Source organism: Proteus vulgaris (assembly GCF_016239305.1).
In the GTDB taxonomy this organism is placed as follows: domain Bacteria; phylum Pseudomonadota; class Gammaproteobacteria; order Enterobacterales; family Enterobacteriaceae; genus Proteus; species Proteus vulgaris_C.
The window spans coordinates 229,600-252,043 of record NZ_JAEHOQ010000001.1; the positions used below are offsets into that span (position 1 = coordinate 229,600).

A 22,444-nucleotide genomic window follows, 5' to 3' on the forward strand; every position below is an offset into this window, starting at 1 on the left:
TACAACATTCTGTAATTAACTACGTTGTGTATAGACTTTATCCACTAATCCGTATTCTAACGCTTCGTTAGCGGATAAGAAACGATCACGCTCAGTGTCTCTTTCTATTTCTTCAATAGATTTACCCGTATGCTGAGCCATTAATTCATTCATACGCGATTTTACTTTCAAAATTTCTTGCGCATGAATTTGAATATCTGTTGCCTGACCTTGGTAGCCACCTAATGGTTGGTGGATCATCACACGAGAGTTAGGTAAGCAAATACGTTTACCCTTTGCACCAGCTGATAATAAGAAAGCGCCCATTGAACACGCTTGTCCCATACAAATTGTGCTGACATCTGCTTTGATATACTGCATGGTGTCATAAATAGACATACCCGCAGTAATTACACCACCTGGTGAGTTAATATATAGATTGATGTCTTTTTCTGGGTTTTCTGCTTCTAAAAATAGCATTTGAGCGACGATCAGATTAGCCATGTGATCTTCAACTTGGCCAGTCAGGAAAATGATACGTTCTTTTAATAAACGTGAATAAATGTCGTAAGAACGCTCTCCTCGCGAAGTTTGCTCTATAACCATCGGCACCAGAGCCATATTAGGTGCGAATTGTTCCTGTGTGTCGTTAAATGACATGTCTGTCTCCTATTGCATTCTTATTGGTGCCAATGACAACAATTTTACTTGAGATAATTGATCATGACCATTTCTAATGATCTAATCTCTCACAAGACATTCAAGGCGCCTCGCGAGGAGTGATAAAGAGAATATAGAATTATCTGGAGATAATCGCTCAGATTTCAAGGCTAATTTTGATAAATATATACAAACTGAAAAAAACCCGTGGTAAAAACCACGGGTTTTTGCTTAAAACCGATATTCGCGGTTAAGAATCAACCCATTTGAACTTCGTTCATCAGTTCAGTGAAGTTAGTCTCTTTTTCAGTTACTTTAGCATTTGCTAAGATTTTTTCTACCGCTTGCTCTTCTAATGCAAGATTACGGATGTTATTCATCAGTTCTTCGTTCTTGTTGTAGAACTCAACAACTTCTGATGGATCTTCGTAAGCTGAAGCCATTTCGTCGATCAGTGTATTAACACGCTCATCTTCTGCTTTCAGTTCATTACTATTGATCACTTCACCTAACAGTAATCCAACGATTACACGACGTTTAGCTTGTTCTTCGAACAGTTCACGTGGTAATTGCAGAGCTTGTTTCTCGTCGCCACCAAAGCGTTGAGCAGCTTGACGTTGCAGAACTTCAATTTCGCTGTCTACAGCGGCTGCAGGTACGTCAACTTCGTTTGCTTTAACTAAGCCATCAATAACTTGTGTTTTAACACGAGTACGGATTGCATTTTTTAGTTCACGTTCCATATTTTTACGTACTTCTGCACGTAAACCATCAACAGAACCATCAGCAATACCAAAACGCTTGATGAACTCTTCAGTTAATTCTGGCAGTTCACGCTCTTCAACTTTTTTCAGGTTGATAGCGAATTGTGCTTTTTTACCCTTCAGGTTTTCAGCGTGATAATCTTCTGGGAAAGTCACATCAATTGTGAATTCTTCGCCAGCTTTATGACCGATAACGCCTTCTTCAAAACCTGGGATCATACGACCTTGACCCATTGCCAGTACGAAATCTTCAGCTTTTCCGCCTTCGAACTCTTCACCGTCAATAGAACCGTTGAAATCAACAGTCACGCGATCTTCTGCTGCAACTTCGCCGTCTTTGTCTTTCCACTCTGCTTGTTGCTTACGCAGTGTTTCTAACATGTTATCAACGTCTTCGTCTTTAACTGTGACAACGGGTTTTACAACTTCAATGCTTTCCAGATCTTTCAGTTCGATTTCTGGGAAAACTTCGAATTCCACAGAGTAAACAAAGTCTTCACCTTCTTTGTATTGCTCTGGTTTGTAGTCAGGCGCGCCAACTGGGTTTACTTTGTTTTCGATGATTGCGTTAATGAAATTACGCGACATTAAATCACCAAGAACATCATTTAGTACAGACATACCGTAACGCTGTTTAACCATAGACATTGGAACGTGACCTTTACGGAAACCATCAATGCGAACAGTTTTAGCAGCTTTTTTCAGTTCACTGTCTACAGCAGTTTGGATATCGGCGGCTGGTACGGTGATTGTGACACGACGCCCTAGGCCTTGAGTCGTTTCAACAGAAACTTGCATCTTGTTACCTCAAAATAAGTTTTAGTGCTCGGTCTACTTTAAAAGAAACTAATATGACATTGACATATTTAGATTTATTTTCCTTTCAGAACCGGGGCCGCCACATTTAAAAAAACGAGGATCCCTGATATCAGAAGCATCCCGAAACCTTACTGAAAATTAGACGCGACATTATAACGATCTAGAGGGGTTGAGTCGAGAAAGAGCCGTTTTATTCCTCAATTTTTTCATAAAATCGAGTAAGTCGCCTCTTTTTCCCTCTATAAAGAACAAAAAATACGCATCTTAAGATCTATTTATTCACGATTAACGATAAGATCGTTAATCTTCTTGGCTTCCACCGCGACATCCAGGAGAACGTAATGCCTTATCCTGTTGTTCATTCCATTCACTCAACGTAAAAGTGTGCAATGCGAGAGCATGAACACCATTTTCCATTTCATGAGCTAAGGTTTGATATACATCACGATGGCGTGAAACACTGCGTTTGTCATTAAATTCATCACTAATAATAATGACTTTAAAGTGGCTTTCAGAGCCTTCAGGCACATTATGGCGATGGCTTTCGTTTATTACTTGTAAAAAATGCGGTGAAAAGCGTGAAATCAGCTTATTCTCAATATTATCACGGATCATCTCTGCCCCTAATACTCTGCCTTTATACCATGGCGAACAAAAAATAAGTCAACCAGATTATATTGATTAAGTCTTTATCAATACAAAATGATGAGCTCATTCTTTTTTATTTTGCTGATGATAATCGCTTATTTTTCATCTTGAGTAAAATCATTGACCAAATATTGTCAAATCAATGAGCAAAAATGAAGTTAATTTGAAATAAAATCAATTGATAAAATCAGATAATTTCGTTCGTTAAAGGGATATTAGCAACCTATTAGCAGTGATATGATAGGCTAAAGTTTGAAGCCTATTCTACTTGTTAACACAACAGACATATTTAACCGAGATTACCTCATGATTAAAAATTTACTCTGTGCTGTTTTTGCATTAACACTGCTTTCAGGTTGTGCAACTCCTAGTAACAAACTCTCTATTGAGCCTGTAATGTCAGTTCCTGCGGCCGATCCTACTATGCGCCCAATATCACTGAATATTTCAAGCCAAGATAAACGTACATCCAAAAATCTAGCGGAAATTAACCGTAATGGAAAACTGGAGGTGCTTGTTCCAACTCGTGATATTGCATTTTTAATGCAAGAAGTATTGCAAAAACAAATGACAGCTCGTGGTTTTATGGTAGGTTCTCCTGCTAGCGCTGATGTGATCATTGTTATCAATAAACTCAACGCTGACGTAGGTGAAGGAAGTGTTCGCCATAATATCAGTGCGAAAGCAGATATCTCAGTAATTGTCACCTTGCCAAGTGGCAGCTCTAACACCAAAACATTCCGTACTAGCTACAATGTTCAGGGACCATTTGGTGCAAGCAATGAGAAAATTGAGGCTGCAATTAATAATGTCTTAAGTGAACTTGTTAGTGATATGGCAAAAGACGCTTCAGTCAGTCAATTTATCAAATCTAACGCCCGTTAATTTATTAGAATAAACGACCTGTTATCTTAGACAGGTCGTTGAAAGGAATTCTTGCATGGTTCAGCCCGCCTTCAAACAAACCACTTGGTACAAATCATTTATTTTACTGTTACTTGGCTTTACTTCTGGATTACCACTTGCATTAACCGCGGGTACATTACAAGCATGGATGACAGTAGAAAACATTGATTTAAAAACCATTGGTTTCTTCTCATTGGTGGGACAAGCTTATGTATTTAAATTCCTCTGGTCACCCTTTATGGATCGCTATACCCCTTCTTTTCTTGGACGCCGTCGAGGATGGATGCTACTTACCCAAATAGGGTTGGTTGTCGGTATTGCAGGAATGGGTTTTTTAAACCCTAATGATCATTTATGGTGGCTTGCTTCTTTGGCCGTCATTGTCGCTTTTTGTTCAGCTTCACAAGATATTGTCTTCGACGCTTATAAAACAGATATTTTAAAAGCCGATGAACGTGGCACTGGAGCGGCCGTTTCTGTATTAGGTTATCGCATTGCAATGCTTGTTTCTGGTGGTATGGCACTTTGGCTTGCTGATAAATATATTGGCTGGCAAAACATGTACTGGTTAATGGCTGCCTTAATGGGGATTGGTATTATCGCCACCCTACTCGCCCAAGAGCCAGAAACAGCGGTAAAACCCCCTCGTACACTCTATGAAGCAGTAATTGAACCCTTAGCTGAGTTCTTCTCTCGTAATAATGCTTGGCTTATTTTACTCCTCATTGTTCTATATAAAATGGGGGATGCTTTTGCACTGAGTTTAAGTACCACATTCCTTATTCGTGGTGCCGGCTTTGATGCTGGAGAAGTGGGTCTAGTCAACAAAACATTAGGACTTGCTGCCACAATTCTTGGTGCCTTATTAGGCGGCTTATTGATGCGTCGTTGGAGCTTATTTAAAGCTCTGATGATTTTTGGAATATTGCAAGGTGGTTCAAATATTGGCTATTGGTATCTCGCTATTTCAGAACAAAGCATTTATAGCATGGGTGCCGTGGTTGCTTTTGAGAATATCTGTGGAGGTATGGGTACAGCTGCATTCGTTGCACTTTTAATGACACTTTGTCATCTTTCTTTTTCAGCAACACAATTCGCACTTCTTTCCGCTTTATCTGCTATTGGTCGTGTTTATGTTGGCCCAATTGCAGGTTGGTATGTCGAAAGTCATGGTTGGGAAGCGTTTTATCTTTTCTCTATCGTGGCTTCAGTTCCTGGCCTTATTTTGCTAATGATTTCAAAAAATACGCTTATATATACGCAAAAAACGGGCGAATTTCTTAGAAGAACACAATTTATTAAACAATACCGTTTTGCTCTCTATGGTTTAGTGCTAGCCGTTCTCTTCTTCATTTGTAGTTTAATTCTGGTTATTACCAATTCATTACCAGGTTTAGAAATGTTCCACTCCATTGATTTTATTCAGTCAATAGATACTGAATTATTAGGCCATTGGGCTTCATCACTATTTTTATATGGTGTGATTGTTGGTGCAATAAGCCTCGTTGTAGGCACAATATTAGATTATTTAGCACTCAAAATAACAACACGTTAAATTCGTTATATTTTGGGCGGTTAACGAAAAAAGGACAGTTTAAGCTGTCCTTTTTCTTTATGTTTATATTAATTTTAGTATTAGTAAAAACAGTTACTGATTATTTAAATTATCTAAATAGTCTGACTTTGACCGATTTACCTTTAATTTTACCTTGTTGTAACTGTTTCCAAGCTTGCTTAGCAATTGATTGTTTTACCGCAACATAAGCATGAGTCTGATTAATCATAATTTTGCCAATATCAGCACCATTAAAGCCCATATCTCCCGTTAATGCGCCTAAAATATCACCTGGACGCATCTTGGCTTTTTTACCACCATCGATACATAATGTTGCCATCGTTGCTTCAAGTGGCGTAATTTGCAGACCTGTAGGAACAGGTAACCAATTTATCTTCATATGAAGCATTTCTTCTAGAGCATTAGCTCGTTGAATTTCTTCAGGAGCGCAAAAACTAATAGCTAACCCACTCTCGCCCGCCCTTGCTGTACGCCCAATACGGTGAACATGCACTTCAGGATCCCATGATAATTCGTAATTGATCACCATTTCTAACGCTTTAATATCAAGCCCGCGAGCCGCAACATCCGTTGCAACTAACACACGACAACTCCCATTCGAAAAACGAATTAAAGTTTGATCCCGTTCTCTTTGTTCCATATCGCCATGTAAAGCAAGCACACTTTGATTGCTTTCTGTCAGTGTTTCATACACATCTTGGCAATCTCTTTTTGTGTTGCAGAACACCACACAGGAAGCAGGTTGTTCACGGCTTAACAGTTTTTGCAGTAATCCTATCTTGCCATGACGAGATATTTCATAAAATTGCTGTTCAACAGCTGGGAGCTCATCAACTGAATTTATTTCGATAGTGATAGGGTTTTGCTGTATTTTACGGCTGATTGCAGCGATTTCATTTGGCCATGTTGCGGAAAAAAGCAGGGTTTGGCGAACCATTGGCATACGAGAAATAATATCATTGATATCATCAAAAAATCCCATATCCAGCATTCTGTCAGCTTCATCAAGCACTAACGTTTTTATATCATCTAAATTGACTGTCTCTTTTTTCAGGTGATCAAGTAACCTACCCGGTGTTGCCACAATAATATGTGCAGCGTGAATTAATGAGTCACGTTGAATACTAAAGGGAACTCCGCCACATAGAGTTAATACTTTAATATTAGGCAAATAACGAGCAAGACGACGTAATTCATTTGCAACCTGATCGGCAAGCTCTCTCGTTGGGCATAAAATTAATGATTGGGTATTAAATTGTTTTGCATCAATATGTTGCAATACACCCAAACCAAAAGCAGCTGTTTTACCACTCCCTGTTTTTGCCTGAGCACGGACGTCTTTTCCTGCAAGAATAGCGGGTAAAGCGGCTTCTTGAACTGGAGTCATAGTTAAATACCCGAGTTCATTAAGGTTAGCGAGTTGTTCTGCAGGAAGGGCGTTAAGTTCAGCAAATGAGGTCACAATGAAAGTTCCAAGTAAAGTAAAAGCAAATATGAGCTAATGATACTATCCCTTTATTCTTGTGTCGTGAGGTATTTTTGCACTGTTCATATTACTTTTTAATCTAAGCGCCATTTTCTATCATTATCTCCTTAAATTTCCTCTTCTTATCAAAAATTTCTTTTTTTATTTTGACTATTAACTTGAAAGAATAAATAAAAATATACAAAACTTCCTATTTTTTAAACTAATATCAAAATTCTAGAAACAGATCTTATTTAAAATTTAAATTTCTATAAAATGGATCTTTATAGTTTATAATTCTAATAAAAAAGAAAAGCTAAACATTCACCGCAATCATAATAAGCCATAAACCATAGAGATAACTTATGATCAAAAAACCATTTTTGTTTGTCATCGCAACAACATTCTCTTTATCTTCTCAAGCAAGTTATTTAGGGGGATTCGCCAGCACAAGTATTAACTACTTGGATTGGACGACACATACAACACACAAAACAGGCAAAACTTCACATAAAGATGATTTTACCTATTTAGAACTTGAAGGTGCTGCCAATTTTTCATGGGGGGAGTTTTATGGCTTTTTCGATTTAGAGAATCCCTTTAATAAAAGAGAAACTCATCCGGGAGATAATCAGCGCTATACCATTAAAAGTACTGCTCGTATTTATTTAGGCAAAAGTAACTTTAATTTGTATGGGCATGTTTATGGTACATGGTCACTCCCCGGTAAAAAATATGGTGGTAACTTCCATGAAGTGAATACACTTTACGGCTTTGGCTATAACACACAAATTGCTAATTTATGGTTTAAACCTTTTATTGCCCTTCATTATGTCGATCAATCTAAATATTCAGGTAACAACGGTTATGTGGCGGGTTGGGTTGCTGGATATGATTTTAATATAAAAAATCAAAAATTTAGCCTAACAAACTGGCATGAGATGGAATTTCAGCGACACAAACGTTATGGCAATGGAGGTAAAAATGGCATTAATGGTGCTTTAGCCATTTGGTGGCATCCGACCACATCTATTACTACAGGAATTCAATATCGTTATGCTTATAAAAAGCTAGGAGAAAGTTTTCTACAAGACGGCATTGTATATAGCTTGAAATATAACTTCTGATAACAAATTGTTAATTTTTATTACAGCGGATCGATTTTTATCCGCTGTAATCTTTTTTTCTTATTTAATGAAAAAATCCTCATTGAATACAAACATTCAACAAATGATCTATTATCAACATTAAAAATTACACAGAAGACAAATTAAGACATTAAACATTAGAATAAGAAGAATTTATCTCATAAATTCTCCTCAGACCTCATCGTTGTCACTTTTTAATCAAAATACGTTTTCTTACATTTTTTATTACATTTTTATTTGTAAAAATATGTATTTATTTTAGAAATATGATACTTTATGAAATTATCGTTAATATCCAATTATTAAATTAACAATTATTTAATAATTTAATTACTTGTGATCACATTAACACAAAAGAACAACCAACCACTCACTTACCATTACAATTGTTTACACTTTCGCAACCTTACCGTAAAATGTCCTTACTGATACTGATGAAACAACAATAGAACCTTTGTCATTTAGGTCGTTGGATGAGACTTATGAAATACATAAAAAGTATTGGGACACTCTCGCTATTAGTAGCCACGCTTTTATTAAGTGGTTGCGACATGGCGTTAATGGATCCCAAAGGCGCTATCGGCGCTGAGCAAAAAACATTAATCCTTATTGCACTTGGTTTAATGTTGATTGTTGTGATACCGGTAATACTGATGGTGATTGTTTTCGCTTATCGTTACCGCGAATCCAATACAAAAGCCACTTACCGCCCAAACTGGGCTCACTCAAATAAAATTGAACTCGTTGTTTGGACGGTGCCAATTATCATTATTGTGATTTTGGCAAGCATCACATGGAAAACAACCCATGAGCTTGATCCTTACAAACCTTTAGAGTCCTCAGAAAAACCAGTCACCATTGAAGTTGTTTCAATGGATTGGAAATGGTTATTTATCTATCCAGAACAAGGTATTGCGACGGTCAATGAATTGGCTTTCCCTGCTAATGTGCCTGTTAATTTCAAAATCACGTCTGACTCAGTCATGAACTCATTCTTTATCCCTCGCTTAGGTGGTCAAATCTATGCGATGGCAGGAATGCAGACCAAACTTCACCTAATCGCTAATGAGCCAGGTGAATATCCAGGTATGTCAGCAAGTTATAGCGGACATGGTTTCTCGGATATGAAATTTACCGCAATAGCAACGCCTGATCGTGCTGGTTTTGATGCATGGGTTGAGAAAGTAAAACAATCATCAGATACGTTAAATACTACCGCTGCATTTAATGAACTTGCTAAACCAAGCCAGAAAAATCCAGTGACCTACTATTCAAGCGTGAAACCAATGTTATTCCAAGAGACCATTTCTAAATTTGGTCACACTGGTCATGGTGCTCACACAAGTAGCAATCAGACAGTACATGCTGATGCAACAATGAATATGAACATGAGCCATGCGGCGCATGCAGGAGCAGAGGAATAAAGGCATGTTCGGAAAATTAACTCTTGATGCAGTCCCGTTACATGAACCTATTATCGTAGTAACTTTACTCGGTATCGTTCTGGGCGGACTTGCTGTTGTTGGCGCACTAACTTATTTTCGTAAATGGAAGTGGTTATGGAGCGAATGGTTAACCAGTGTTGACCATAAAAAAATTGGTATTATGTATATCATCGTTGCAATGGTCATGATGTTCCGTGGTTTTGCCGATGCCATTATGATGAGAAGCCAACAAGCGCTAGCTTCAGCAGGTGAAGCGGGCTTCTTACCTCCTCATCACTATGATCAGATTTTTACCGCACACGGTGTTATCATGATTTTCTTCATGGCAACCCCTTTCGTTGTGGGTCTGATGAACCTCGTTGTGCCTTTACAAATTGGCGCTCGTGATGTGGCCTTCCCTTTCCTAAACTCACTAAGCTTCTGGTTCTTTGTCGTTGGTGTGGTACTTATCAACCTTTCTTTAGGTATTGGTGAATTTGCACAAACAGGTTGGTTAGCATATCCGCCACTTTCAGGCTTAGAGTATAACCCTGGGGTCGGGGTCGATTACTGGATATGGAGTTTACAGATATCGGGTATTGGTACACTTCTAACAGGGGTTAACTTCTTCGCGACTATCTTGCGTATGCGTGCGCCAGGTATGAGCATGATGAAAATGCCTGTATTCTCTTGGGCCGCTTTATGTACTAACGTCCTGATTATCGCAGCATTCCCAATTTTAACCGTTACGATTACATTGTTAACATTAGACCGTTATCTTGGTACGCACTTCTTTACCAATGATATGGGCGGTAACATGATGATGTACATCAATCTCGTATGGGCTTGGGGTCATCCAGAAGTTTATATTCTTGTTCTGCCTGTATTTGGTGTGTTCTCTGAAGTCACGGCAACGTTCTCTAAAAAACGGTTATTTGGTTACACCTCATTAGTCGGTGCAACTGTTGTTATTACCGTATTGTCATTTATCGTTTGGTTACACCACTTCTTTACTATGGGCTCAGGGGCTAACGTAAACGCCTTCTTTGGTATCGCCACCATGATCATCGCCATACCGACAGGGGTTAAGATCTTTAACTGGCTGTTTACGATGTATCAAGGCCGTATCGAGTACAAAAGCCCAATGCTATGGACTATCGGTTTCTTAATTACCTTCTCTGTAGGAGGGATGACCGGGGTTCTGTTGGCAGTTCCGGGTGCTAACTTTGTTTTACATAACAGCTTATTCTTAATTGCTCACTTCCATAACGTTATCATCGGTGGTGTGGTATTCGGCTGTTTCGCAGGTATGACTTACTGGTTCCCTAAAGCATTTGGTTTCACATTGAATGAAAAATGGGGTATTCGTGCATTCTGGTTCTGGTTTATCGGCTTCTTTATGGCCTTTATGCCACTGTATATTCTTGGCTTTATGGGCATGACTCGTCGTTTAAGCCAAAATATCAATCCAGAATTTAACCCAATGTTGCTAGTTGCAGCAGGGGGAGCAGCACTGATTGCTATCGGTATCGCTTGCCAAGTTATTCAAATTTACGTGAGTATTCGTGACCGTGATCAAAACCGTGATTTAACGGGCGATCCATGGGGTGGACGTACTCTTGAGTGGTCAATTTCTTCACCAGCACCATTCTACAACTTCGCTGTTGAACCAAATGTCCAAACTCGTGATGAATGGTGGGATCAGAAAGAAAAAGGTACCGCTTATCAGCGTCCAACCAAATACGAACCAATCCATATGCCTAAAAATACGGGTGCAGGTGTGATTATTTCGGCATTCAGTTTAGTCCTTGGTTTTGCCATGATCTGGCATATCTGGTGGTTAGCTATCGTTGGTTTCGCTGGCATGATTGTCACTTGGATCGTGAAAAGCTTTGATACAGATGTGGATTACTATGTCCAAGTACCTGAAATTGAAGCTCTCGAGAATAAGCATTATGAAGAACTGAAAAAAGCAGGTGTGAAATAATGTCTACTCAAACTGTAAATAACACAAACGCCCATGAGCATCATGGGCACCACGATGCAGGAGCGACGAAAGTTTTCGGCTTCTGGATCTACCTAATGAGCGACCTTATCCTGTTTGCCAGCTTATTCGCCACTTATGCGGTGCTTGTTAACGGGATTGCTGATGGCCCTTCTGGTAAAGAAATTTTTAGCTTACCTTTTGTTTTAGTTGAAACCTTCTTACTACTATTTAGTAGTATCACTTTTGGTTTCGCTATGCTGAGCATGAATAAAGGCAGTGTTAGCCAAGTTAATCTATGGTTATTTGTCACTTTCTTATTCGGCTTAGGGTTCGTCATCATGGAAGTTTACGAATTCCATGAATTGATTGCAGAAGGTTATGGCCCAGATCGCAGTGCATTCTTATCTGCATTCTTTGCATTAGTTTCAACGCATGGTCTTCACGTAACAGCAGGTTTGATTTGGATTGTGATCTTAATGATCCAAGTATCACGTCGTGGTTTAACAGAAGTTAACCGTACTCGTTTAAGCTGTTTAAGTCTGTTCTGGCACTTCCTTGACGTTGTCTGGATTTGTGTGTTCACCGTAGTTTATCTGATGGGAGCGATGTAATGAGTCATCCAAATACTTCTCCTTCAGGCGCAAGCCATGGCAGCATGAAGTCTTACCTGATTGGCTTTATTCTGTCTGTTATCCTCACCGTTATTCCATTTTGGATGGTAATGGAAGGAACCGCGACACCAGCAACTATTCTATGGACCGTTGTCGGTATGGCAGTTGTGCAGATTATTGTTCATTTAGTCTGCTTCTTACATATGAATACGTCATCAGAAGAGCGCTGGAACGTCGTTGCATTCCTGTTCACACTGCTTATTATCGGCATTGTTGTCGTAGGCTCGTTGTGGATTATGTACAACCTGAACATCAATATGATGATGGATTAAGAGTTGTCGCTATGATTAAGCAATACCTACAAGTCACCAAACCAGGAATTATTTTCGGAAATTTAATTTCTGTAATAGGTGGTTTTCTTCTCGCCTCCAAAGGTGAGATTGACTACCCCCTATTTGTCGCGACTCTACTTGGGGTGTCTCTGGTCGTTGCTTCTGGTTGTGTTTTTAACAACTATATTGACCGTGATATTGACCGTATCATGGAAAGAACGAAGAATCGCCCATTAGTTAAAGGATTAATTGACCCTCGAATTAGCCTGATTTATGCCTCAGTATTAGGTATCGCAGGTGTTGTGCTGCTCTATGTAGCAGCCAACCCGCTTGCTATGCTTATCGCTGTATTTGGTTTTATTATTTATGTTGGGGTTTATAGCCTCTATATGAAACGTAAATCTGTTTATGGCACGCTGATTGGAAGTTTATCTGGCTCTGCTCCCCCTGTTATCGGTTATTGTGCCGTTAGCGGTGAATTTGATGCAGGTGCGGCAATCCTATTACTTATCTTTAGTTTGTGGCAGATGCCTCACTCTTATGCCATTGCAATTTTCCGTTTTAAAGACTACCAAGCAGCTAATATTCCTGTATTACCGGTTATTAAAGGGATCTCAGTCGCTAAACGCCATATCATTCTTTATATTCTGGCATTTATGATCGCAACCTTAATGCTGACATTAGTTGGATATGCGGGCTATAAATATCTAATAGTCGCTTCTGCCGTCAGTATTTGGTGGTTGGGCATGGCTTTATCCGGTTATAAAGCAACCAATGATAAAGTATGGGCACGAAAATTATTTATTTTCTCTATTGTGGCAATCACTTCATTAAGTGTAATGATGTCGGTTGATCCAACAAGCTCAACAGAAACTGTCTTTGCTTATTTAAGATAATGTATTTATTAAAGTAACCGAAAGACCAGTCAGCCTTCTGACTGGTCTTTTTTTATCCTGTTTTGCGACTAAAGAATATATCAGTACAGTTTTGACTTTTTTGCATCCCATTTATTGATTAACCTCGTTATAAAATGCCATTACAATGGGGTATCAGTAATACGAGGTAATCCATGAATGATAATAAAATGACCCCATTAGAGCGCAAAGCAACATGGGGACTAGGTACTGTTTTTTCTCTTCGCATGCTTGGCATGTTTATGGTACTCCCTGTTTTGACCACTTATGGGCTTCAACTACAACATGCAACAGAATCTCTCATTGGATTAGCCATCGGTATTTATGGATTAACACAAGCGGTATTCCAAATTCCTTTTGGTATTTTCTCTGATAAATTGGGTCGAAAACCTATGATTGTTTTCGGTCTAATTATTTTTATTGCCGGAAGCCTTATTGCAGCTCTTAGTGACAATATTTACGGCATTATTATTGGTCGAGCGCTACAAGGTGCTGGAGCTATATCAGCCGCAGTTATGGCTTTACTCTCCGATTTAACTCGGGAACAAAATAGAACAAAAGCGATGGCCTTTATTGGTATCAGCTTTGGGATAACTTTTGCTTTAGCCCTCGTTTTAGGGCCTGTCTTAACACATATTTTTGGTTTACATGGGCTCTTTTGGGGAATAGCCCTACTCGCCTTTGGTGGAATTATTATTACGCTTTTTACCGTTCCCAATAGTGAACATCATATTCTTAATCGAGAATCTGGTTTTGTCCGTGGCAATGTAAAAAAGGTCTTATTTGATGCACAGCTTCTTAAGCTGAATACTGGTATTTTTTCACTACATACTTTATTAATGGCGGCATTTGTTGCACTTCCTCTAGTTATGAGTAGCGCGGGCTTAGCAAAAGAAAAGCATTGGATTGTTTATCTTACCACTATGCTTGTCGCCTTTATTAGCGTATTACCCTTTATTATCTACGCAGAAAAAAAACGTAAAATGAAACAGATTTTCTTATTCTGTATCTTTTTACTAATTATCGCTCAAGTTATTTTAATGAGCTCAGGCTCTAGTTTATGGCTAATTATTGCTGGCATTCAGGTCTTTTTTATTGGCTTTAATATTATGGAAGCATTACTACCTTCATTAATTAGTAAAGAAGCACCCGCTGGCTATAAAGGTACGGCAATGGGTATTTATTCCACCAGCCAATTTTTAGGTGTGGCATTGGGTGGTATTTTAGGTGGATGGCTTTATCAGCATTATGATGCACAAATCGTATTTTTAGGCTGTTTAGTGATTGGCATTATTTGGTTTTTGATTAGTTTAACCTTACGTCAGCCCGCTTATGTTAGTAGTTTACGTATTGAATTACCGCCTAATTTATCTTTAGGTCAGCAACAAAAACTACAACAAATATTTAAACAACAACCCGGTGTTAATGAGGTTGTGATTATTACTGATGAGCAAAGTGCTTATATCAAAGTGGACACAAAACAAACGTCGAGAGCAACATTAGAATCTTTAATCCCTTCAGTTTAACTCACAATCAGTTTGTAGAATGAAAACAAAAATGCGCTGTTTATTCAGCGCACTTTTTATGACTAAATGAATAAACTGTTAGTCACGGAAGTTATTAAATTGAAATGGCTGTCCTAGCTCACCTTCTCGGACTAATTTCATCACCGCTTGTAAGTCATCACGGGATTTGCCTGTAACACGAACTTGTTCGCCTTGAATTTGAGCCTGTACTTTTAATTTACTGTCTTTAATTAGCTTAACAATTTTCTTCGCTAATGCAGTATCAATCCCTTGTTTTAAAGTTGCTTCTACGCTGTACATTTTTCCGCTGTGAGTCATTTCTTCAGGGATATTTAATACTGCACCATCAATCCCTCTTTTTGCCATTTTCTCACGCAGAATATCTAATAATTGCTGAACCTGAAATTCAGATACGCTGGTCGTTTTCACTGACTCTGCTTTTTCGTTTAATTCAAAACTGGCTTCGACATTACGAAAATCCCAACGAGTAGTCAGTTCACGTTGTGCGTTTTCCACCGCATTACGCACTTCATGTAAGTCAACTTCAGATACGATATCAAAAGATGGCATTCTTTCTTCCTCAATAAATAAATACAACTCAAATAATAGCTTCTTTTAGGGTTGCAAAAAAGCATTGCACATTCAATAACGACTTTATCACTCAAATTCATGATGATAGTAAAGAGCAAACATACTTTAAACAGAGAAGCACAATCAATGTTATAATTTCAGAAAGATAGTCTAGTGACAGCGCAAGTCACCGCCTTACTCTATTACGATTTTCAAAAGAAGAGGCACAATGAAAATTACCGTTTTAGGATGTGGTTCAATAGGTAAACTTTGGGTCGCCGCATTAACACTTCAAGCTCACGAAGTACAAGGCTGGCTAAGAGTGCCCCAACCTTTTTTAGATGTAAGTGTCGATAATATTAATGGTGAGCCTTTTTATCAGCGTATTATCACGAATCAGCTTGAATGGTTAAAACAAAGCGATTTACTTATTGTTTGCTTAAAATCGTGGCAAGTCTCAGATGCTGTAAATGCACTTCTACCTTATTTATCTGCACAATGTCCTATTTTATTAATTCATAATGGTATGGGAACTGTTGATGAACTAACAGCAACACAACACTCTATAACTAGGCCAATTTTGCAAGGCATTATTACTCATGGCGCTTATCAACAAGGCCAAGACGTTATTCATACAGCCACAGGTATAACACATATTGGCCCATTAAATAGTGTTGCTCAGCAATACAGTCATTTAGCAGAAATACTACATCATGCATTACCCGATGTTGCTTGGCACAATGATATCCATACCATTAGTTGGCTAAAATTAGCCGTAAACTGTGTTATTAATCCATTAACTGTTTATTATCAGTGTCGCAATGGGGATTTATTACGCTATCCTGAGCACATTCACAAAATTTGTGATGAAGTTTATCAAGTGATGGAGCGTGAAGGTGTTGTCCCTACTTCTAAAACACATCTACATGGCTACATTATTGATACCATAGAACAAACAGCAAATAATTATTCATCTATGTATCAAGATGTGAAATATCAACGCCATACAGAGATCGACTATATTACTGGTTATTTATTACGTCGGGCGTCAGCGCAAGGCCTTGTCTTGCCGGGAAATAATCATCTTTTTCAATTTATCAAACAACAGGAAGGTAATTATGACCATATCAGCGATCATCTGCCTAGCTAATGGAAGTGAAGAAACCGAAGTCGTAACCACGGTAGACTTATTAGTAAGGGCCGGTATTCATGTTGTGCTCGCCAGCGCAGAAGATGATGTTGATGATCTTGTAATCACTTGTTCTCGTGGTATTAAACTTATCGCTGATGCGCCTTTAGTTCGTGTTGTTGATCATCACTATGACGTTATTATTCTCCCCGGTGGATTGCAAGGCACTGAAACATTAAGAGATAGCCCTTTAGTGGTTGAAAAAGTACGTCGCATGCACAGTGAAAATAAACTTGTGGCGGCGATTTGTGCTGCTCCTGCAATAATTCTTGAAACTCATAATATTTTCCCTATTGGGAATATGACAGGCTTCCCTGCATTAAAAGATAAAATATCACCTAAAAAATGGGTAGATTATCGTGTCTATTATGATGAAAGAGTTAATTTAATTACTAGCCAAGCGCCCGCAACATCTATCGATTTTGCACTAAAAATTATCGAACGCTTAAAAGGCAAAGAAGCCGCGGCTGATGTCGCCAAACAACTAGTATTGCCACCGGGGATTTATAATTACCAAGATGAGTTTACTGGGTTCGGGGATAGATAAATAGATAGAACCGCAATGATATAATATCGTTGAAGCGGTTCTAGTTTTATCAAAAATATAAGCGTTATATACTATTTCTTACGATACACTTTAACGTTCTCAAAACCTTGTTCACGTAAATACAATGCTTGTAAACGGCTCATCATTCCGCGATCACAATACAGTAAATAGGTTTTTGCTTTATCTAAATCACCAAACTGCGTACTGAGTTTATAGAAAGGTAATTCTTTAACATCAATACCATCCATTTTTAATGGCGATGTTTCTTGCTCTTCTGGTGAGCGAATATCCAGAATAACATCGTTAGCGCCAAATTCAGATACCATCTCTACTTCTGTAACTTGTTGTACAGTTTCTTCTGCAATACGGCGAATATCCATATTCTTGGCATTTTCAACAACGCTATCAAGAATAGAAAAATCAAACTTCTCTTCTTCCGCTTCAATTTTCGCTTTAACGGCTTTCACTGTTGGGCTTTTTGAAATTACCCCACAAAATTCTGGCATCGTACGAGCAAAATCTTCTGTACCAATTTGACGAGCGATATTAATAATATTTTCTTTATCATGTGTGATAAGAGGGCGCAGAATTAAGGTATCTGTCGCATTATCAATTAAACGCAAATTAGTTAAGGTTTGGCTAGAAACTTGGCCTAATGCTTCACCCGTTACAATCGCTTGAACACCATAACGTTCTGCGACTCTTGATGCTGCACGTACCATCATACGTTTTAGCACAACGCCCATTTGGCCATCATCAACCTTTTCTAAGATTTCTGCGACAACAGGCTCAAAGTCAACCGCAACGAAATGCACTTTATGAGAACGACCAAAACGATTCCATAAATAATGGGCGACTTGTTTAACACCAATTTCGTGCGCAGAGCCACCTAAGTTAAAGAAACAATAGTGAACTCGGCTACCACGACGCATTAGCATATAGCTTGATACACCTGAGTCATAGCCACCAGAAATCAGCGATAAAACATCTTCTTGTGTGCCAATTGGAAAACCACCAATACCTTCATAGCGCGCATTGACTAAAATAAGCTTGTCGTCTTCAATTTCTAAATTAATGGTGACATCTGGACGTGTTAACTTCACTTTTGCGCTTTCAACGTGTTGGTTAAAACCACCACCCACGTAACGCTCAACCTCATTGGAAGTAAAACTGTGTTTACCACGACGTTTGGCTCGAACACAGAATGTTTTGTTTTCAACTAAATGCTTAAATGCTGCAAAAGTTTGCTCAAAAATATTATGTAAGTCGGTATAAGGATGCTCTTCTACTTGTAAAAAGTGATGAATACCAGGAATACGTGTTAATGCATCACATACTGCTTCACTTTTACTTTCATCTTTACTCACAACCACAATGTTATCCCAATTACGGACAACAGTGATCTCATCGCCGATTGCATTTAATACATTACGGATATTGCTAGTGAGGATTTTGATAAAACGTATACGAACAGATTGGCTTTTGATCGTAATTTCGGGGAATAATTTAATAATAAACTTCATAGTCAATGGTCATAGGTTATTAAGTAGAAACATAAACTACAGTGATGTAAATTGACTGGAGTTTATAAAAGTCACAAAGTATATCACCAATATTTAGGGCTCACCCGCAAAAATCATCGACTGAATAAGAAATTTTCATCTTACTTGTAGTAAGATGATCGCTATTATTCAGCGCTAACATGCTTTATTATCAAAAATATTATGGCTAAGAAAACGACATCAATTAACGAAGACATCGCAAAAACACCAAGTTTCGAAGCATCCATGCAAGAACTTGAACAAATCGTAAACCGCTTAGAATCCGGTGAACTCCCTTTAGAAGAAGCGCTTAATGAGTTTGAACATGGCGTTCGTCTAGCCCGTGTTGGACAAAAAACATTACAAGATGCTGAACAGCGTGTTCGTATTCTTCTAAAAGAAGACGATAATGCAACTCCTGATGATTTTATCCAAGAGGCAGAATAATTGAGTAACGCAACTTCAAATACGGATGCGTTCCGTCATAAATTAGATTCCGCCCACCAGCGTGTCGATGATGCGTTAAACCAAGCGCTATCAGCTTTACCATTTACCGACATGCCTCTAGGTAAAGCCATGCATTATGGCGCTCTTTTAGGTGGCAAGCGCTTACGTCCTTTCCTTGTTTATGCTGTTGGCGAAATGTTTAAAGTCCCAGCACTAAACCTTGATGCTCCGGCAGCTGCAGTGGAATGTATTCACGCTTATTCCCTTATTCATGACGATTTACCTGCGATGGATGATGATGATCTACGCCGAGGTAAACCAACGTGTCATATCGAATTCGGTGAAGCCAACGCTATTTTAGCGGGTGATGCACTACAAACTCTGGCTTTTGAGATCTTAGCAAAAAAACCAATGCCCGATGTCTCAATGGCTGATCGCGTTGCAATGATTGCTGAATTAGCCACAGCGAGTGGTCTTTCAGGTATGTGTGGTGGTCAAGCTCTTGATCTTGAAGCCGAAGATAAATCAATTGATCTTGCATCCCTTGAAAAAATCCATTTACACAAAACAGGCGCATTAATTCGTGCAGCTGTTCGTTTAGGTGCATATAGTGCAGGTTCTAAAGGTCATGATGTATTACCTGCATTAGACAAATATGCTCACTCTATTGGCCTTGCATTCCAAGTGCAAGATGACATTTTAGATGTCATCGGAAGCACTGAAGAAACTGGAAAACGGCAAGGTAGCGACCAAGAGTCAGGAAAAAGTACATACCCAGCTCTCTTGGGTTTAGAACAAGCTCAAAAGAAAGCACAGGAATTGTATAACGAAGCACTGGATGCCTTAGCGTTTCTTGAGCAATACGAGTACGATACAACCACGCTTAAACAATTAGCGAGTTTTATCGTCGATCGGAAAAACTAATAAAAAATAAAGAGAGCAGCTTACCTGTTCTTTCCCTATTACAAGTGATTAATTAATAGGCATCACATGAGCATTGATATCGAAAAATATCCCACATTGGCGTTGGTTGAAACACCTGAAGATTTACGCCTATTACCAAAAGAGAGTTTACCTAAACTCTGTGATGAGCTAAGGCTATTTCTTCTTAACAGTGTCAGCCGCTCAAGTGGTCACTTCGCCTCAGGTTTAGGTGCTATTGAGTTAACGGTTGCTCTTCATTATGTTTATAAAACCCCCTTTGATAATCTCGTTTGGGATGTAGGTCATCAGGCATATCCCCATAAGATCTTAACGGGTCGCCGTGACCGTATTGATACTATTCGCCAAAAAAATGGGTTACATCCCTTCCCTTGGCGTGAAGAGAGCGAATACGACAAACTTTGTGTCGGTCACTCCTCAACCTCTATCAGTGCAGGTTTAGGCATGGCTGTTGCCGCCGAACAAGAAAAACTGAATAGAAAAACAGTTTGTGTTATTGGTGATGGTGCAATTACTGCGGGTATGGCTTTTGAAGCGATGAATCACGCAGGTGATATTGAGCCTGATATGCTCGTTGTACTTAATGATAACGAGATGTCGATTTCAGAAAATGTTGGTGCATTGAATAATCATCTTGCACAATTATTATCTGGCAAACTGTATACCACTTTGCGTGAAGGTGGAAAAAAAGTCTTTTCTGGTATTCCACCAATAAAAGAATTACTGAAAAAGACAGAAGAACATATCAAAGGCATGGTCGTTCCAGGCACCATGTTTGAAGAGTTAGGATTTAACTATATTGGCCCTGTTGATGGTCATGATGTTATTGCGTTAGTACAAACACTCGCTAATATGCGTGATCTAAAAGGCCCTCAACTTCTGCATATTATGACCAAAAAAGGTCGAGGCTATGCCCCTGCAGAACGTGATCCTATTAGTTGGCATGCGGTACCTAAATTTGATCCACAAGCAGGTACATTACCTAAAAGCCCTAATGCACGACCTACGTTTTCCAAAATTTTTGGTGACTGGTTATGTGAAGAAGCCTCAACCGATCGAAAACTGATGGCAATTACCCCTGCTATGCGCGAAGGCTCTGGTATGGTGCGTTTCTCAAAAGAGTATCCATCACAATATTTTGATGTTGCGATCGCAGAACAACACGCCGTTACTTTTGCAGCAGGTTTAGCCATTGGTGGTTATAAGCCTATTGTTGCTATTTACTCAACGTTTTTGCAACGTGCTTACGACCAAGTGATCCACGATATTGCCATTCAAAAACTGCCTGTTTTATTTGCCATTGATCGTGGCGGTATTGTGGGAGCAGATGGTCAAACTCACCAAGGCGCATTTGATCTTTCATTCTTACGCTGTATTCCTAATATGGTTATTATGGCACCAAGCGACGAAAACGAATGTCGCCAAATGCTTCATACAGGTTATCATTATCAAGATGGTCCTGTTGCCGTACGTTATCCAAGAGGTTCAAGTGTTGGTGCACCATTACAACCACTTAATGCACTGCCTATGGGTAAAGGAATTATTCGCCGTCAAGGTAAAGGGATTGCTATTTTAAACTTTGGTACATTACTGCCAGAAGCATTAGAAGTCGCAGAAAAACTAGATGCAACTGTTGCGGATATGCGCTTTATCAAACCGCTTGATAAATCACTTATCCTTTCTCTGGCTGAACAGCATGATATGTTGGTAACACTCGAAGAGAATGCCATTATGGGTGGTGCTGGCAGTGGCGTAAACGAGTTACTCATGCAAGAGCGTTGCTTAGTACCTGTCTTAAACCTAGGTATTCCTGACTTATTTGTGCCACAAGGTGGACAAGAAGAGATCAGAGCTGACTTAGGACTTGATGCCGTTGGTATTGAAAAATCTATTACGGATTATCTAGCTAAATAGCGCCTTAAATGCCCGTTTTAAACGGGCATTTTTCTATGCTCATTACTTACCAAAACGGCTATTAAATCTTTGATTACTAATTCTTCTATTCATTTTTGAATTACAATTTGGGCATAAGTGCTGTTTCTTACCATCGATAGTCCATGTGTAATATTTCCTTTTAAAACTAAGGTTACAGACATCACAATGACTAGGTTTAAAAATAGCTGACACAAGAGCAAAAAAAATAATGATACCAATTATCCATCCCATACAGCCCCCTTACATAAGGAAAACTTAATAATAAATTAAACCTAGTATTATTATTACTCAAACTCCTCTCTATAATATGTAGCCTATAACTCATATTTCATGAAAATTACTGCAATTAAAATATTCTCTTCTTGAATCCATTCAGCGTGAATTTATTCAATCAGTTAGATTTTTCTTTCTTTTTATTTACCAACGAAACGTTTCGATCATGCTCACAATCTGAATAAATCAAACTTGTTTTCCCCTTTTTCTTTTCTACTATATAAACAGCGAAACGTTTCGC

Annotated in this window: 20 protein-coding genes; 14 read left to right on the forward strand and 6 right to left on the reverse strand. The window is 38.8% G+C overall.

What is annotated here, in order from left to right; translation table 11 throughout:
* Positions 1-15: 15 nt before the first annotated feature.
* From clpP to bolA, 3 genes are all read right to left on the reverse strand, one after another.
* Positions 16-639: an ATP-dependent Clp endopeptidase proteolytic subunit ClpP gene (clpP, locus tag JEP40_RS01040; protein WP_004245088.1), complete on the reverse strand. Its 624-nt coding sequence runs from the start codon at positions 637-639 to the stop codon at positions 16-18.
* Positions 640-896: 257 nt separating this feature from the next.
* Positions 897-2,201: a trigger factor gene (gene tig / locus JEP40_RS01045; protein WP_198622066.1), complete on the reverse strand. Its 1,305-nt coding sequence runs from the start codon at positions 2,199-2,201 to the stop codon at positions 897-899.
* Positions 2,202-2,522: 321 nt separating this feature from the next.
* The gene (bolA, locus tag JEP40_RS01050; protein ID WP_198622067.1) at positions 2,523-2,837 is read right to left on the reverse strand and encodes a transcriptional regulator BolA; all 315 of its coding nucleotides are present in this window, start codon (positions 2,835-2,837) and stop codon (positions 2,523-2,525) included.
* A gap of 339 nt (positions 2,838-3,176) precedes the next feature.
* On the opposite strand from bolA, the gene JEP40_RS01055 reads away from it, so the two are divergent.
* Complete coding sequence (locus JEP40_RS01055) at positions 3,177-3,755, forward strand: YajG family lipoprotein (RefSeq protein WP_198622068.1); 579 nt, start codon at positions 3,177-3,179, stop codon at positions 3,753-3,755.
* A gap of 55 nt (positions 3,756-3,810) precedes the next feature.
* On the forward strand, positions 3,811-5,331 hold the full coding sequence (gene ampG, locus JEP40_RS01060) for a muropeptide MFS transporter AmpG (protein ID WP_198622069.1): 1,521 nt from the start codon (positions 3,811-3,813) through the stop codon (positions 5,329-5,331).
* 109 nt (positions 5,332-5,440) lie between these two features.
* On the opposite strand, the gene dbpA is transcribed toward ampG, so the two are convergent.
* The gene (dbpA, locus tag JEP40_RS01065; protein WP_198622070.1) at positions 5,441-6,814 is read right to left on the reverse strand and encodes an ATP-dependent RNA helicase DbpA; all 1,374 of its coding nucleotides are present in this window, start codon (positions 6,812-6,814) and stop codon (positions 5,441-5,443) included.
* A gap of 368 nt (positions 6,815-7,182) precedes the next feature.
* Between dbpA and JEP40_RS01070 the strand changes: the two genes are divergently transcribed.
* The 7 genes from JEP40_RS01070 (at position 7,183) to JEP40_RS01100 (ending at position 14,759) form a co-directional block, all read left to right on the forward strand.
* Positions 7,183-7,944 (forward strand): outer membrane protein OmpK, encoded by a 762-nt coding sequence (locus JEP40_RS01070; RefSeq protein WP_198622071.1) that lies wholly within the window; start codon positions 7,183-7,185, stop codon positions 7,942-7,944.
* 494 nt (positions 7,945-8,438) lie between these two features.
* Positions 8,439-9,389 (forward strand): cytochrome o ubiquinol oxidase subunit II, encoded by a 951-nt coding sequence (cyoA, locus tag JEP40_RS01075; protein ID WP_198622072.1) that lies wholly within the window; start codon positions 8,439-8,441, stop codon positions 9,387-9,389.
* A 4-nt stretch (positions 9,390-9,393) separates the two neighbouring features.
* Positions 9,394-11,376: a cytochrome o ubiquinol oxidase subunit I gene (gene cyoB / locus JEP40_RS01080; RefSeq protein ID WP_198622073.1), complete on the forward strand. Its 1,983-nt coding sequence runs from the start codon at positions 9,394-9,396 to the stop codon at positions 11,374-11,376.
* Entirely contained in the window at positions 11,376-11,987 is a 612-nt protein-coding gene (locus tag JEP40_RS01085) for a cytochrome o ubiquinol oxidase subunit III (RefSeq protein WP_072069390.1), read from the forward strand. Before cyoB ends, JEP40_RS01085 begins: the two co-directional genes overlap by 1 nt.
* A complete protein-coding gene (locus tag JEP40_RS01090; RefSeq protein ID WP_036932891.1) occupies positions 11,987-12,319 on the forward strand; it encodes a cytochrome o ubiquinol oxidase subunit IV in 333 nt (110 codons plus the stop codon). Before JEP40_RS01085 ends, JEP40_RS01090 begins: the two co-directional genes overlap by 1 nt.
* Positions 12,320-12,330: 11 nt before the next feature.
* On the forward strand, positions 12,331-13,215 hold the full coding sequence (gene cyoE / locus JEP40_RS01095) for a heme o synthase (RefSeq protein WP_198622139.1): 885 nt from the start codon (positions 12,331-12,333) through the stop codon (positions 13,213-13,215).
* 173 nt (positions 13,216-13,388) lie between these two features.
* Positions 13,389-14,759: an MFS transporter gene (locus JEP40_RS01100; protein ID WP_198622074.1), complete on the forward strand. Its 1,371-nt coding sequence runs from the start codon at positions 13,389-13,391 to the stop codon at positions 14,757-14,759.
* A 78-nt stretch (positions 14,760-14,837) separates the two neighbouring features.
* On the opposite strand, the gene JEP40_RS01105 is transcribed toward JEP40_RS01100, so the two are convergent.
* The gene (locus JEP40_RS01105; protein WP_072063676.1) at positions 14,838-15,329 is read right to left on the reverse strand and encodes a YajQ family cyclic di-GMP-binding protein; all 492 of its coding nucleotides are present in this window, start codon (positions 15,327-15,329) and stop codon (positions 14,838-14,840) included.
* A 229-nt stretch (positions 15,330-15,558) separates the two neighbouring features.
* On the opposite strand from JEP40_RS01105, the gene panE reads away from it, so the two are divergent.
* Positions 15,559-16,479: a 2-dehydropantoate 2-reductase gene (gene panE / locus JEP40_RS01110; RefSeq protein WP_198622075.1), complete on the forward strand. Its 921-nt coding sequence runs from the start codon at positions 15,559-15,561 to the stop codon at positions 16,477-16,479.
* The gene (gene yajL / locus JEP40_RS01115; RefSeq protein ID WP_198622076.1) at positions 16,448-17,065 is read left to right on the forward strand and encodes a protein deglycase YajL; all 618 of its coding nucleotides are present in this window, start codon (positions 16,448-16,450) and stop codon (positions 17,063-17,065) included. Before panE ends, yajL begins: the two co-directional genes overlap by 32 nt.
* 71 nt (positions 17,066-17,136) lie before the next feature.
* Here yajL and thiI read toward each other — a convergent pair whose 3' ends face one another.
* Positions 17,137-18,588 carry a tRNA uracil 4-sulfurtransferase ThiI gene (gene thiI / locus JEP40_RS01120; protein WP_198622077.1) on the reverse strand — a complete coding sequence of 484 codons (1,452 nt, stop codon included), beginning with the start codon at positions 18,586-18,588 and terminating at the stop codon, positions 17,137-17,139.
* Positions 18,589-18,789: 201 nt separating this feature from the next.
* Between thiI and xseB the strand changes: the two genes are divergently transcribed.
* From xseB to dxs, 3 genes are all read left to right on the forward strand, one after another.
* Complete coding sequence (gene xseB / locus JEP40_RS01125) at positions 18,790-19,053, forward strand: exodeoxyribonuclease VII small subunit (RefSeq protein ID WP_198622078.1); 264 nt, start codon at positions 18,790-18,792, stop codon at positions 19,051-19,053.
* Entirely contained in the window at positions 19,054-19,977 is a 924-nt protein-coding gene (gene ispA, locus JEP40_RS01130) for a (2E,6E)-farnesyl diphosphate synthase (RefSeq protein ID WP_198622079.1), read from the forward strand. It abuts the gene before it with no gap.
* Between the two features lie 66 nt (positions 19,978-20,043).
* On the forward strand, positions 20,044-21,909 hold the full coding sequence (gene dxs / locus JEP40_RS01135) for a 1-deoxy-D-xylulose-5-phosphate synthase (protein WP_198622080.1): 1,866 nt from the start codon (positions 20,044-20,046) through the stop codon (positions 21,907-21,909).
* Positions 21,910-22,444: the final 535 nt, after the last annotated feature.

Bases quoted from the DNA above. Each gene is read 5' to 3' on its own strand.
- cyoE (WP_198622139.1), top strand. From the start codon at position 12,331: ATGATTAAGCAATACCTACAAGTCACCAAACCAGGAATTATTTTCGGA.
- xseB (WP_198622078.1), top strand. From the start codon at position 18,790: ATGGCTAAGAAAACGACATCAATTAACGAAGACATCGCAAAAACACCA.
- JEP40_RS01070 (WP_198622071.1), top strand. From the start codon at position 7,183: ATGATCAAAAAACCATTTTTGTTTGTCATCGCAACAACATTCTCTTTA.
- JEP40_RS01055 (WP_198622068.1), top strand. From the start codon at position 3,177: ATGATTAAAAATTTACTCTGTGCTGTTTTTGCATTAACACTGCTTTCA.
- JEP40_RS01090 (WP_036932891.1), top strand. From the start codon at position 11,987: ATGAGTCATCCAAATACTTCTCCTTCAGGCGCAAGCCATGGCAGCATG.
- clpP (WP_004245088.1), bottom strand. From the start codon at position 639: ATGTCATTTAACGACACACAGGAACAATTCGCACCTAATATGGCTCTG.
- cyoA (WP_198622072.1), top strand. From the start codon at position 8,439: ATGAGACTTATGAAATACATAAAAAGTATTGGGACACTCTCGCTATTA.
- JEP40_RS01100 (WP_198622074.1), top strand. From the start codon at position 13,389: ATGAATGATAATAAAATGACCCCATTAGAGCGCAAAGCAACATGGGGA.
- panE (WP_198622075.1), top strand. From the start codon at position 15,559: ATGAAAATTACCGTTTTAGGATGTGGTTCAATAGGTAAACTTTGGGTC.
- bolA (WP_198622067.1), bottom strand. From the start codon at position 2,837: ATGATCCGTGATAATATTGAGAATAAGCTGATTTCACGCTTTTCACCG.
- thiI (WP_198622077.1), bottom strand. From the start codon at position 18,588: ATGAAGTTTATTATTAAATTATTCCCCGAAATTACGATCAAAAGCCAA.
- JEP40_RS01105 (WP_072063676.1), bottom strand. From the start codon at position 15,329: ATGCCATCTTTTGATATCGTATCTGAAGTTGACTTACATGAAGTGCGT.
- ampG (WP_198622069.1), top strand. From the start codon at position 3,811: ATGGTTCAGCCCGCCTTCAAACAAACCACTTGGTACAAATCATTTATT.
- cyoB (WP_198622073.1), top strand. From the start codon at position 9,394: ATGTTCGGAAAATTAACTCTTGATGCAGTCCCGTTACATGAACCTATT.
- tig (WP_198622066.1), bottom strand. From the start codon at position 2,201: ATGCAAGTTTCTGTTGAAACGACTCAAGGCCTAGGGCGTCGTGTCACA.
- dxs (WP_198622080.1), top strand. From the start codon at position 20,044: ATGAGCATTGATATCGAAAAATATCCCACATTGGCGTTGGTTGAAACA.
- JEP40_RS01085 (WP_072069390.1), top strand. From the start codon at position 11,376: ATGTCTACTCAAACTGTAAATAACACAAACGCCCATGAGCATCATGGG.
- yajL (WP_198622076.1), top strand. From the start codon at position 16,448: ATGACCATATCAGCGATCATCTGCCTAGCTAATGGAAGTGAAGAAACC.